This is a genomic window from Mesorhizobium sp. (assembly GCF_041661565.1).
Taxonomy (GTDB): Bacteria; Pseudomonadota; Alphaproteobacteria; order Rhizobiales; family Rhizobiaceae; genus Mesorhizobium.
Window position 1 is genome coordinate 17983 of record NZ_JBAZUD010000052.1, and the last position, 12420, is coordinate 30402.

Sequence of the window (12420 nt, forward strand, 5' to 3'; positions counted from 1 at the left end):
TCAGGTCGGTGGTGTCAGCCATTGACACGCCTTGCGTCGCTGACGCTCGAATTGTCCTTGAGCTGCGACAGAAGCCGGTTGAGATGCTTCAAATCCCAGACTTCGAGATCGATCAGCATTTCGGTGAAGTCGGGCGCCGTGCGCACCATCGACAGCGTGTGGATGTTGGCGTCGTTCGACGCCACGACCTGCGCAATATCGGCAAGCGAGCCGGGTGCATTGATCGCGGTCACCGAAACACGCGCCGGAAAGCGCTCCTTGGTGCGCTCGTCGATGTCCCAGCGGACGTCGATCCAGCGCTCGGGTTGGTCGTCGAAAGCCTGCAAAGCCGGCGACTGGATCGGGTAGATGGTGATGCCGGTACCCGGCTGGACGATGCCGACGATGCGGTCGCCAGGAACGGCCCCTTCAGGAGCGAAACGCACCGGCAGGTCACCGCGAACACCGCGGATCGGCACGGCGTCATCGCGCGGCTGGTCCTTGTCCTTGCGCGCGGCGCGGCCCGGTATCTGGAACAGCATGCCGGCGGCATTGCGGATTTTCGACCAGCCTTCCTCGCGCTGCTTGGGGGCGGGTGTGGTGACGCGCTCGTCCTTGTAGTCCGGGAACACTGCCTTCATGACATCGGTCGAGGCCAGCTCGCCGCGGCCGACCGAGGCCAGCACATCCTCGATGTCCTTGCGCGCCAGCCGATGCAGCACCTGCTTGAGGCTCTCCTTGGTGAAGGTCTTGCCGGCGCGTTCGAAGGCGCGCTCGAGGATGCGGATGCCGAGGCCCGAATACTGCTTGCGGATGGCATTCTTGGTGGCGCGCCGGATGGCCGAGCGCGCCTTGCCGGTGACGACGACCGATTCCCACGCGGCCGGCGGCACCTGCGCCTTGGAGCGGATGATCTCGACCTCGTCGCCATTCTTCAGTTCGGTCATCAGCGGCATGATGCGGCCGTTGACCTTGGCGCCGACGCAGGTGTCGCCGACATCGGTGTGCACTGCATAGGCAAAATCGATCGGCGTGGCGCCGCGCGGCAAGGCGATCAGCATGCCTTTCGGCGTGAAACAGAACACTTGGTCCTGGAACAGTTCGAGCTTGGTGTTTTCGAGGAAATCCTCGGGATTGTCGCCCTCGGCGAGTTGCTCGATGGTGCGCCGCAGCCATGCATAGGCGTTGGTCTCCTTCGAGATGGCGTGACCGGCGCCGGTCCCCTTGCCGCCGGTATCCTTGTAGATCGAATGCGCGGCTACGCCGTATTCGGCGATCTTGTTCATCTGGGACGTGCGTATCTGCAGTTCGACACGCTGGCGCGAAGGGCCGACGATCGTGGTGTGGATAGAGCGGTAGTCGTTCTGCTTCGGCGTCGAGATGTAGTCCTTGAAGCGTCCGGGAACCATGGACCAGGCGGTGTGAATGGCGCCAAGCGCGCGGTAGCAGTCCTCGACACTGTCGACGACGACGCGGAAGCCGAAAATGTCGGACAGCTGCTCGAAGGAGAGCGCTTTGGCCTCCATCTTGCGAAACACCGACCATGGCTTTTTCTGTCGGCTCTTTACGGTTGCCTTGATCGCATGCTTCTCGAACAACGCGGAGAGTGCCTTCTCGATCTCCGACAGCACATCCTTGTTGCGCTCGAAGATTTCGGCAAGCCGGGCGGTGACCGCGCGATAGGCTTCCGGATTGATGTAGCGGAAGGCGATCTCCTCGAGCTCCTCGCGCATGCCTTGCATGCCCATGCGACCGGCCAGCGGCGCATAGATATCCATCGTCTCCTCGGCGATGCGCAGGCGCTTGGCCTCCGGCATATGGTCGAGGGTGCGCATGTTGTGGAGGCGGTCGGCGAGCTTGACCAGGAGCACGCGGACGTCCTCGGAGATCGCCAGCAGAAGCTTGCGGAGATTTTCAGCCTGCTCGGCCTTCTTGGACACAAGGTCGAGCTTCTTGAGCTTGGTCAGCCCCTCGACCAGCTTGCCCATTTCGGGGCCGAACAACTCATCGATCTCGGCCCGCGTCGCGGTGGTATCCTCGATCGTGTCGTGCAACAGGGCAACGGCGATCGTCGCCTCGTCCATGTGCATTTCGGTGAGGATGGCCGCGACTTCGAGCGGGTGCGAGAAATAAGGGTCCCCGGAAGCGCGCTTCTGGTGGCCATGCTTCTGCATGGCATAGACATAGGCCTTGTTGAGCAACGCCTCGTTGACGTCAGGCTTGTAGCGCTGGACGCGCTCGACAAGCTCATACTGACGCATCATGGGCGGGATCTCGCGGCGGTGAAATGAATCATGCGCCGCACTGCCGTACGGCGCATGTCATAGATAGCCACGAAACAGCTGATACGGAAGTGCCGGACGATTATTCCAGCACGCCTCGTAACACAGGCTCGCCTCAGTAGTCGTCGCTCTTTTCCGGAGGCACCAGGCCTTCGATGCCGGCGAGCAAATCTTCCTCGGTCATCCGGTCGAACGTGACGGTCTCCTCGCCATCATCGGCGTCGGCCGCCGCGACGGCGGTGCCGGTCTGGTCGGCAATCGCCTCGCCGTCGGCCTCGGGCTCGTCGACCTCAACGTGCTTCTGCAGCGAATGGATCAGATCTTCCTTGAGGTCGTCGGGCGACAGCGTCTCGTCGGCGATCTCGCGCAGCGCCACGACGGGGTTCTTGTCGTTGTCGCGCGGCACGGTGATCGGCGCGCCCTGGCTGATCTGCCTGGCGCGGTGACCAGCCAGAAGCACCAGTTCGAAGCGGTTGTCGACCTTGTCGATGCAATCTTCAACGGTTACGCGGGCCATGGATGCCCCTTTCCTGCGATGGATTTGATGGAAAACAGGCGCGGTCCATAACCCGAACGCCGCCAAAACACAAGCAGCATGGCAAGGCCGGGCCGAGAGCTTTCCCTTCAGCGTCAAACAGGCAATTTGGCAAGACCGGCCTCACGTCCAGGAATACGAGGCGTCGATCACAATTGGTTGCAGTGCGCAACACGCCCTTGGTTTGCCGCCGGACTGGCGCTATCTCCGATCGTGACTAGGTCAGCAGGTTTATTATGAGCCTGACCGATACTCTAGAGCATTTCGTTTAAACGGCCGTTGTTTCGAAAGGATATTTTCCATGTTCGACCCCCGTGAAAAAATCGCGCTTTTCATCGACGGTGCCAACCTCTACGCAACGTCGCGCGCACTCGGCTTCGACATCGACTACCGCAAGTTGCTGGCGAGCTTCCAGAAGCGCGGTTATCTACTGCGCGCGTACTATTATACGGCCCTGGTCGAGGACCAGGAATATTCCTCGATCCGCCCCTTGATCGACTGGCTCGACTATAACGGTTTCAAGGTGGTGACCAAGCCGGCCAAGGAGTTCACCGACTCGACCGGCCGCCGCAAGATCAAGGGCAATATGGACATCGAACTGACGGTGGATGCGCTGGAACTCGCCGACGTCGTCGACCATTACGTGATCTTTTCAGGCGACGGCGACTTTCGCACCCTGGTCGAGGCGCTGCAGCGGCGCGGCCGCAAGGTGTCGATCGTCTCGACCATGGCCTCGCAGCCACCGATGATATCAGACGACCTGCGCCGACAGGCCGACCACTTCATCGACCTGACGACGTTGAAGAACGAGGTCGGCCGCGACCCGTCCGAGCGGCCTGTACGCCGGCCCGAACCGGCCGAGGTCGAAGAGGACGACTACTGAGGCCGGTCGCCTTGACCGTCCTTCCTTCCGCCGAACCGGACCGCGACTGCCCGCTCTGCCCACGGCTGCATGGCTTCATCGCCGAGTGGCGGCGGCGTGAACCGTCCTGGTTCAACGCGCCGGTGCCGACCTTCCTGCCGCCGGCGGGCGAGGATTCCGTCAGGCTTCTGATCGTCGGGCTGGCGCCAGGACTGCGCGGCGCCAACCGTACCGGACGTCCGTTCACCGGCGACTATGCCGGCGACCTGCTCTACTCGACCTTGATCTCGCACGGTTTCGCGCGTGGCGAATTCAAGGCGCGGCCAGATGACGGGCTGGAGCTGATCGACACCGCCATCACCAACGCGGTGCGCTGCGTGCCACCGGAGAACAAGCCGGTAGGCGCCGAAATCTCGACATGCAGAACATTCCTGATCCCCACGATCGCGCGCTTTCCCAGGCTGCGCGCGGTGCTCGTATTGGGATCGATCGCGCACCAGACCACCGTGCGGGCGCTGGGCGGGCGCGTCGCCGCCTATCCGTTCAAGCATGGCGGACAATTGCCGGCCGGCGGTGTCACGCTGTTTTCGAGCTATCACTGCTCGCGCTACAACACCAATACAGGCGTGCTGACCGAGGCCATGTTCATCAAGGTGTTCAGCGACATCTCGAAATTCCTGCGGGAGGAGTGACGTCTTCAAAGCCGCTGGAAAGGTCCAGGCCGCGGCGTGGCGTAGCGGGCGGTCAATCCAGTGGCAATGCCGGCGCTTCGAGCGATCGATCCCATGGTGCTGCCGACAACGCTGCCAGCACGGCCACCCCGCCCCGCAGGACATTCAGGTCAACGTCGCCGCTGATGCCATCGACGCGCCCTTGATCGTGATACTGCCAATAGACCCAGTCGTCGCGGCCCGGCTCGACAAGCAATGAGCGAAGCCAGAGCGGGCGGGCAACGATATGTCCAGAATATGCCTGAGCCGCCTCATCTGTCAGATAGACGATCGCGGGCTTGCCGAATGCCGCCTCGACAGGCGCGATGAAGGCGGCGAGCTCGGCGCTCAATTGTTCCGGCGTTGGCCGCCGCGGGCAGTTGCCGGCGAACTCAATGTCGACGACCGGCGGCAGCAGGGGCCGATCGTGCGGCACCACCGAGATGAAATTCCTCGCCTGATCGGCGCCGGGCCTGCAGAAGGTGAAGAAGTGATAGGCGCCGACAGCGAGGCCGGCGGCGCGGGCCTCTTCCAGATTCCGTGCGAAGGCGTCATCGACATGGTCGCCGCCCTCAGTCGCCTTGATGACCGCAAAGGCGACATCGTCGGCTGCGACGCGTCGCCAGTCGATCTGGCCCTGATGATGGGAGACGTCGATGCCCCTGACGGGATATTTGCCGCGGTCTGGAGAAAAGGGACGGAGATAGAAAAAGCTGCCCGCCGCGATGACGCACGCCACAAACAGGCTGGCCAGACCCCAGACAATGATCCGGTTGTTCATGACGATCCCTGTAACCGGAACAATGCGCCGAAAGTTGAAAGCCGGACTGTCGGCTTTTCAGGCTTATTGCCTGATCTTCCTTACCCGCGTTCCTTCAGCAGGCGGCCTTTTTCGCGAGACCAGTCGCGCTGCTTTTCGCTTTCGCGCTTGTCGTGCAATTTCTTGCCGCGCCCAACAGCAAGCAGCAGCTTGGCGCGGCCCTGGTCGTTGAAGTAGATCTTCAAGGGCACGAGTGTCATGCCTTCGCGGTCAACGCTTTGCGACAGTTTCGCCATTTCGCGCTTGTTGAGCAGCAGCTTGCGGCGCCGGCGGGGTTCGTGGTTGAAGCGGTTCGCCTGCAGATATTCCGGCAAATAGGAATTGATCAGCCAGATCTCGCCGCCCTCAACCGAAGCATAGCTGTCCTGGATGTTGGCCTGGCCCTGGCGCAGCGACTTGACCTCGGTGCCCGTCAGCACAAGGCCTGTCTCGACCGTGTCGAGCACCTCATAGGAAAACCGCGCCTTGCGGTTTTCCGAAACGGTCTTGTTGTTGGGATCGGCTTTTCTGACTTGGTTCATGATGTGAAGAGGTGGCGCCTCATCCCTAATTAATCAAGCCGGCGTGCTTCATGGCCGCATCGATCTTGTCGGCGGTCGACTGTTCGACCGTGACTAGCGGCGAGCGCAGCACGTTCTCGACCTTGCCCAGCTTCGACAGTGCGTATTTGGCGCCAGAGACGCCGGGTTCGATGAAGATCGCCTTGTGCAGCGGCAGCAAACGATCCTGCAGGTCCAGCGCCCTCGCGCTATCGCCGGAAAGCGTCGCCTCCTGGAACTCGGCGCAGAGGCGCGGCGCGACATTCGATGTCACTGAAATGCAGCCAACCCCACCATGAGCATTGAAGCCGAGCGCCGAAGCATCCTCGCCGGACAGTTGGATGAACTCCTTGCCACAGGTGGCACGCTGCTCTGAAACCCGTTCGACCTTGCCGGTGGCGTCCTTGACGCCGACGATGTTCTTGAAGTCGTGCGCCAGCCGGCCCATCGTCTCCGGCGTCATGTCGATCACCGAACGCGGCGGGATGTTGTAGATTATGATTGGCAGCTTGGTTGCCCGCGCGACGGCCGCGAAATGCTCGTAGAGGCCGCGCTGCGTAGGGCGGTTATAGTAGGGTGTCACGACCAGCGCCGCGTCGGCACCAGCCTGTTCGGCAAACTGCACCAGCCCAACCGCTTCCGCCGTGTTGTTGGAGCCGGCGCCAGCAACGACCGGAACCCTGCCATTGGCCACCTCGACACACACCTTCACGACATGGCGGTGCTCGTCATGCGAGAGCGTTGGCGACTCGCCCGTGGTGCCGACCGGGACAAGGCCTGTCGTGCCCTCGGCGAGTTGCCAGGCGATAAACGCGCGAAAGGCTTTCTCGTCAAAACGCCCGCTCTTTTCAAACGGTGTCACGAGCGCGGTCAGCGAGCCTCTCAGCATGTCGTCCAACTCCTTGGGACTAATCGGTTTTGTCGGTCTGCGATGGTGCGCGCCTTCTAGCCGAAAGCGAAGCGGCGCACCATAGTCTCGACATTGTTGCGCGGCAAGCATTGGCATGGTGCCAGCAGCCGCAATTCGAACGGCCTCGACAAACCGGTGTTTACGGGCCTTTCACGACCTAAGTCTAGGTTTCGAGATATGCTGGCCACTTGAATGAAATGACAGGACTAGGAAAGACGTAATGCCGGCCATCAGGCCTCACCTCCTTGCGCTGCTTGGCGCCACGCTCGCGCTGATGCCGGGCATGGCGATGGGCGGCAGCGTGGATGGACAGGTCACCTCGGCCATTCCGACGCCAGTGCTGGAGGACAGCGCCCAAGCACAGCCCTCGCCCGGCATCGTGCTGCTGAAGAGCGGGCTGGATGCATTGGCGGCAGGCGACATTCCTGCCGCGCGCACCGTGCGAGACGCCCTTCCCGCCAATTCGCTCGACCAGCACATCCTGGCCTGGGCGATCGCGCTTTACGGCGGCGACAAGGTGCCAAGCGCCGATATTGCCACCGCGGCCAGGATGCTGCCCAATTGGCCGGGAACTGTCGCCTTGCGCAAGAACAGCGAGCGCGCGCTCTACCGCGAGAGCCCCGCTCCAGACATCGTCATCCGGGCATTCGACGGCAGCCAGCCGCAAACATTCGACGGCGTGATGGTTCTCGCCCGCGCCTATGTGTCCTCGGGCAATATCAAGGCGGCGCGTTCGGTGCTGTCGCCGTTCTGGCGCACGGCGATCCTGGAGGCCAAGGACGAGACGGCGCTCATAAAGGAGTTCGGCGGGATGATCCCGGCCGCCGATCATCGTTTCCGCATGGAGCGCATGTTCTACGCCGACCGCGTGAATTCTGCGCTACGCGTCGCCGGCCTCGCTGGCGCCCAACAGCTTGCAGACGCGTGGGCGGCGGCCGACAGAGGCGACAAGAACGCACCAAGACTATTGAGCGCGGTGCCGGCGGCGCAGCGTTCTGCCGGCTATTTCTTCGCGCACGCGGAATATCTGCGCAAGCAGCAGGATTTCGCCGGCGCCGCCGCTGTTGTGATGCAGGCGCCGGCCAATCGCGCAGCTCTGGTCGATCCCGACGCATGGTGGGTCGAACGACGCGTGTTGTCGCGCGAACTGGTCGACCAGGGTGATATCAGGACGGCCTACAGGATAGTGGCCACCCATGCCGCCGAAAGCACCACCAACGCGGTGGATGCGGAATTCCATGCCGGCTGGTACGCGCTGCGCGGCCTGAACGATCCTAAAGCCGCGGCGACGCATTTCGGGCGCATCGCCGACCTTGCCCAGGGGCCGATGACGCTGTCGCGTGCCTATTATTGGCTCGGCCGGGCCGCCGAAGTTGGCGGTCCTGGCAATGCGAAGGACTATTTTGCGCGCGCCGCCACGTATGGAACGACTTTCTACGGGCAGCTTGCCGCCGAGCGCGTGGGTCGTCAGGCCCTGAATATCGTCTACCCGCAACCGAGCGTCGCCGACCGGCGGAATTTTGCCGGGCGCGAGGCCGTCAGCGCCATCAAGCGACTGCAGGAGGCAGGCTATGACCGCTACGCCGAAACGCTCTATCGCGACCTTGCCGGCCAATTGAACAGCCCGGGAGAACTTGCGCTGCTCGCGGTGCTGGCCGAAAAACAGGGCAATCATTTCATGTCCCTGAAAGTCGGCAAGATCGCCGGCGCGCGCGGCATCGATGTTGGCGCACTGTCGCATCCGCTCGGCGTCATTCCCGATTCGGCCAACATTTCCGGCTCGGGCAAGGCGCTGGCCTATGCGATCGCCCGTCAGGAAAGCGAATTCAACATTGGCGCCGTGTCCAGCGCCGGCGCCCGCGGGCTGCTGCAACTGATGCCGGGAACCGCCAGGCAGTTGGCTAAGAAGGCGGGCCTGGGGTTTTCGCAGACGCGGCTGACCACCGACGCCGGCTACAACGCGACGCTCGGTTCGGCCTTCCTCGGCGAACAGCTCGACCGCTTCAACGGCTCTTATGTGCTGACCTTCGCCGGCTACAATGCCGGCCCCAACCGGGCCAGCCAGTGGATGGCCCGATATGGCGATCCGCGCGGCAAGGACATCGATTACGTCGTCGACTGGATCGAGCGGATTCCCTACACCGAAACAAGAAGTTACGTTCAGCGCGTGATGGAGAATTACGAGGTCTACAAGATGCGTATTTCGGGCAAGTACGACATCGTTGGCGATCTCGTGAACGGACGCAGCTGAGGACTGACCGTTCGGTCCAGGCGGCTCGGCCAAAGCTGCCGATTTGACCCGCCGCGCCCTCGCCTGTAGCACTCGGAGAGTGACCCGACGACGGCAGGAAACGCTTTCAGATGTCGATCAACGAGGCTTTTTCCGACTTTTTCTACAGCGCGCCCGATGGATTGGAACTTCATGCGCGCGTCTATGGCGAATCCAATTCGGAGCCTTGGCCAGTCGTCTGCCTGCCGGGCCTGACCCGCAATGCCCGGGACTTTCATGAGCTGGCGATGCATCTGTCGAAGCGGGCGGAGACTCCGCGCAAGGTGGTCGCCTTCGACTATCGTGGCCGTGGGCAATCGGCATACGATGCCGACGTCAACAAATACACTGTCGGCGTGGAAGCAGCGGACATCCTCGCGGGCCTGAGCGCTCTCGGCATCGAGGAAGCCGCTTTCATCGGCACCTCTCGCGGCGGGCTGATCATCCATGTCCTCGGCATGTTGCGGCCGTCAGCCCTGAAAGCCATAGTGTTCAATGACATAGGCCCTGTGATCGAGGCGGATGGCCTAGCCCATATCCAGTCCTATCTCGAGCGCACACCGACGCCGAAAACCTTCGCCGAAGCATTGATTGCCCAGCGCGGCGCTCATGGCCAGGATTTCCCGGCGCTGACCGACGCCGACTGGAGCCGGATGGTGCGGGCGCTTTATCGCGAGACGGATGAAGGCCTGGTGCCGGATTTCGATCCGAAACTGGTCGACACGCTTGCCAAGCTGGATCTGTCGCAGCCGCTTGCGGACATGTGGCCCCAATTCGAGACGTTGCGGTCCATTCCCTTGCTTGCCATACGCGGCGCCAATTCCAGACTGTTGTCCGCTGATACACTTCGGCAGATGCGGGAGCATCATCCAAAGTTGGAAATGATCACGGTCGACGGCCAGGGCCACGCACCATTCCTGGAGACCGGAACCCTGCCGGCGGAGATCGCCGAATTTCTGGATAGAGCTGAATTACAAAACAGCTGAAAGTAACCCCAAGACCACACTCGGCCCTGGGTTTATGACGAGAGTATAGATCAGTCTTGCTGGCCTACTTGGCTTTTGAACTTTTCCTGGGCGCTTTCGGCGAGGGCTTTGCCACAGGTGCCTCGTCCGTCTGTTTTCGCCCCGCCGCCGCGGACGATGGAACCGTCATCACGGGTGATGAGAATACGGAGCCTTCGGCCGGCTGAGTCGTTCGGGGCGTTTCCAGAACGGTGACGCAGCCATCGAGGTCGTTGGTGGCCAGATGCGCGTAACGCATTGTCATCGACAATGTCTGATGGCCGAGCCACATCTGCACGCGCCTGATATCGATGCCACCCTGGACAAGGCGGGAGGCACAGGTGTGGCGCAGGATGTGCGGCACCACCTGGTCGTCGGCACCGAGCCCGACCTCTGCTTTCGCATCGTTCCAGATCGCGCGGAACTGTGCCTGACTGAGCTTGGTGAAGGGACCCTTGGGCCGGCGGCCTTCGGTCGGCGGCACCTTGATGACTTCCTTGACCCGCTCGGTCATCGGAATCGTACGGCTGCGGCCCGACTTGGTGATCCAGAAGGAGACGCGATGTTCCTGGATATCGTTCCAGATCAGTCCGAGCGCCTCGCCGAGACGGCAGCCTGAATCCACGAGGAAAACCGAAAGCCGGTACGCATCCTCGCTACGGCTCTTGATGGCGGCGAACAGCCTTGCCTCTTCGTCCCTCTCAAGGAAACGAATCCGTCCCGCCCGCTCCTTCTGGCGGCGGAACTCGGGCAGGCTGTGGATATCTCCCATCTTTTGAGCCTTGCGCAGCAGTTTGCTGAGGGCAGCCATCTTTCGATTGATGGTTGCGTTGCTGTTGCCGCGCTGGCGCAAGGTGCCGATTAGGTTATCCAGGGTCCCTTGGTCGAAGGCGCTGAAACGCTCCCCGAGGAGGATCTCATCTATCTCGCCAATGAAAGAGCTGACATTGTACTTATGCCGCCCATCATCCCAAAGTATGTCGCGATAAGCTGAAAAAAGCTCTCCGACCCTAAACGACTTTACTTCTCTTATCTTGTTGTAGGTGTAATTGAACTTTGAATGCTGAGAAGAAAACATCGTAAAATGATCAGAGGGGTCAACCTCTTGAATCGCTTCGTTGGTCATCATTCGCCACACCCCCGAAGTGGATAGATCAGCCCTATCCGCTTGGAAGCGTCCTTTCAAGAGATTTAATCACGCGGTTGTGATCTCATCCGCCCATCGACGGATCCCACGAAATCGCACCGCGGACCTGTTCAGCTACCGATTCCCCCTGTTCCTTCTGCTTGCCTTGATCCAGTCACGAAACAAAAGCGGCCCGGGCGTGTGTGCGCCCGGGCCGGATTTTACCTGTAAGGAACCAGCCCTTAGAACGAGCGCTGGAAGCGGAGAATGCCGCCGATGTTGCTCTTCTTGTCAGCGCTGGTCCAGTTGGAAGCCGGATAGCTGCCTGCATTGAGGTAGTCGACTTCGGCCGTAACCGTGAAGCCGGGGACCACGTCATAGGTAACGTTGGCAGCGATGCCGAGGTTTTCGTCCTCGTCATACGACGCCTGCAGGTTGAACGCGGTCTTCTCGTTGAACTTGTAGGTGCCACCGCCCCAAACAGCCCAGTTGCCGCCCCACTGCTTGTACATGCCGCGACCACCAGCCGGGAAGACATACGTAGGATCGTTGTAGTTGTCATCCGTACCGTAGCCGCCCATGATGAACAGCGACAGAGCGTCGTTGACGGTCACGTCCAAGCGGACCTTGCCGGCGACTTCTTCGTAGTTGCTGTCGTATGCAACGACGCCGGTGATCGCGCCCCAACCCTGGGTCCACTTCACGCCGCCAACGACATGCGGGACATAGCTGTCAATGGTGTAGTTGCCGTAACCTTCTTCAAGTGAGACGACAGCCGAGAAACCGTTGCCTGCGTCGAAATAGTACTGGATGACGTTGGTGTCGAAGCCACCGTAAGGAACCAGCGTATCCTGGATGACGTTGCCGGCGTAGCCGATGAACGTATCGAAGGCCGATTCGTCCTTACCGACGCGCAGACCACCAAGCTGGATCCAGGCGAAGTTCAGCGAAACGGGCTTGTTTCCGGCGTTGTTGCCAAAAAGGGTCGTGATCTCGGTCTCTGGATCGTAGCTCGAGGTGCCGCGGGTGCCGTTGCCGAAGTTGAAGCGGGTCTCGGTATATGTCTTCAACGTGCCGAGTTCGGTTTCCTGGCCGGTCCAGGTCTTCAGCGTGAAACGGGCATTCTTTTTCCAAGTATCCTGCTCGTCGCCGTTCTGCTTGTCCCAGTTCCTTGCACCGTCGAACGAGCCGACGTCGCCAGCGCCGATGTCGTAGCGGACATAGCCGCCGATGCGCAGGCAGGTTTCGGTGCCGGGAATGTAGAAGTAGCCAGCGCCGTAGACGTCGCAGATCTTGACGTATTCAGCGGGTTCCGGCTCGGCAACGACGACGGCGTCGGCGGCGCGCGCACCGGAAACTGCGATCAGGGCCGCAGCGGAGCCGA

At 61.6% G+C, this 12420-nt stretch carries 11 protein-coding genes; 4 read left to right on the forward strand and 7 right to left on the reverse strand.

What is annotated here, in order from left to right:
* Positions 1–14: 14 nt before the first annotated feature.
* Complete coding sequence (locus WC739_RS11705) at positions 15–2243, reverse strand: bifunctional (p)ppGpp synthetase/guanosine-3',5'-bis(diphosphate) 3'-pyrophosphohydrolase (protein WP_372953192.1); 2229 nt, start codon at positions 2241–2243, stop codon at positions 15–17.
* Positions 2244–2376: 133 nt separating this feature from the next.
* Entirely contained in the window at positions 2377–2778 is a 402-nt protein-coding gene (gene rpoZ / locus WC739_RS11710) for a DNA-directed RNA polymerase subunit omega (protein ID WP_372953193.1), read from the reverse strand.
* Positions 2779–3097: 319 nt separating this feature from the next.
* On the opposite strand from rpoZ, the gene WC739_RS11715 reads away from it, so the two are divergent.
* Both WC739_RS11715 and WC739_RS11720 read left to right on the forward strand, forming a co-directional pair.
* Positions 3098–3679, forward strand: a complete 582-nt coding sequence (locus tag WC739_RS11715) for an NYN domain-containing protein (protein ID WP_372953194.1) — start codon at positions 3098–3100, stop codon at positions 3677–3679.
* A gap of 11 nt (positions 3680–3690) precedes the next feature.
* Complete coding sequence (locus WC739_RS11720) at positions 3691–4350, forward strand: uracil-DNA glycosylase (RefSeq protein WP_372953195.1); 660 nt, start codon at positions 3691–3693, stop codon at positions 4348–4350.
* Positions 4351–4402: 52 nt separating this feature from the next.
* Here WC739_RS11720 and WC739_RS11725 read toward each other — a convergent pair whose 3' ends face one another.
* The 3 genes from WC739_RS11725 to dapA all read right to left on the reverse strand — a co-directional run bounded on the left by WC739_RS11725 (position 4403) and on the right by dapA (position 6616).
* Positions 4403–5149, reverse strand: coding sequence for a GH25 family lysozyme (locus WC739_RS11725; protein ID WP_372953196.1), 747 nt, complete (start codon positions 5147–5149; stop codon positions 4403–4405).
* Between the two features lie 80 nt (positions 5150–5229).
* A complete protein-coding gene (gene smpB / locus WC739_RS11730) occupies positions 5230–5709 on the reverse strand; it encodes an SsrA-binding protein SmpB (protein ID WP_224662129.1) in 480 nt (159 codons plus the stop codon).
* Between the two features lie 25 nt (positions 5710–5734).
* Entirely contained in the window at positions 5735–6616 is an 882-nt protein-coding gene (gene dapA / locus WC739_RS11735; protein WP_372953197.1) for a 4-hydroxy-tetrahydrodipicolinate synthase, read from the reverse strand.
* A 241-nt stretch (positions 6617–6857) separates the two neighbouring features.
* Here dapA and WC739_RS11740 point away from each other — a divergent pair, with 241 nt between their 5' ends.
* The gene (locus WC739_RS11740) at positions 6858–8888 is read left to right on the forward strand and encodes a lytic transglycosylase domain-containing protein (protein WP_372953198.1); all 2031 of its coding nucleotides are present in this window, start codon (positions 6858–6860) and stop codon (positions 8886–8888) included.
* A gap of 110 nt (positions 8889–8998) precedes the next feature.
* On the forward strand, positions 8999–9892 hold the full coding sequence (locus WC739_RS11745; RefSeq protein WP_372953199.1) for an alpha/beta fold hydrolase: 894 nt from the start codon (positions 8999–9001) through the stop codon (positions 9890–9892).
* A 64-nt stretch (positions 9893–9956) separates the two neighbouring features.
* On the opposite strand, the gene WC739_RS11750 is transcribed toward WC739_RS11745, so the two are convergent.
* On the reverse strand, positions 9957–11039 hold the full coding sequence (locus WC739_RS11750) for a tyrosine-type recombinase/integrase (protein ID WP_372953200.1): 1083 nt from the start codon (positions 11037–11039) through the stop codon (positions 9957–9959).
* Between the two features lie 239 nt (positions 11040–11278).
* A partial coding sequence (locus WC739_RS11755; protein WP_372953201.1) for a porin occupies positions 11279–12420 on the reverse strand: 1142 nt, incomplete at its 5' end.

Bases quoted from the DNA above. Each gene is read 5' to 3' on its own strand.
- WC739_RS11705 (WP_372953192.1), bottom strand. From the start codon at position 2,243: ATGATGCGTCAGTATGAGCTTGTCGAGCGCGTCCAGCGCTACAAGCCT.
- rpoZ (WP_372953193.1), bottom strand. From the start codon at position 2,778: ATGGCCCGCGTAACCGTTGAAGATTGCATCGACAAGGTCGACAACCGC.
- WC739_RS11715 (WP_372953194.1), top strand. From the start codon at position 3,098: ATGTTCGACCCCCGTGAAAAAATCGCGCTTTTCATCGACGGTGCCAAC.
- WC739_RS11725 (WP_372953196.1), bottom strand. From the start codon at position 5,149: ATGAACAACCGGATCATTGTCTGGGGTCTGGCCAGCCTGTTTGTGGCG.
- smpB (WP_224662129.1), bottom strand. From the start codon at position 5,709: ATGAACCAAGTCAGAAAAGCCGATCCCAACAACAAGACCGTTTCGGAA.
- dapA (WP_372953197.1), bottom strand. From the start codon at position 6,616: ATGCTGAGAGGCTCGCTGACCGCGCTCGTGACACCGTTTGAAAAGAGC.
- WC739_RS11740 (WP_372953198.1), top strand. From the start codon at position 6,858: ATGCCGGCCATCAGGCCTCACCTCCTTGCGCTGCTTGGCGCCACGCTC.
- WC739_RS11745 (WP_372953199.1), top strand. From the start codon at position 8,999: ATGTCGATCAACGAGGCTTTTTCCGACTTTTTCTACAGCGCGCCCGAT.
- WC739_RS11750 (WP_372953200.1), bottom strand. From the start codon at position 11,039: ATGATGACCAACGAAGCGATTCAAGAGGTTGACCCCTCTGATCATTTT.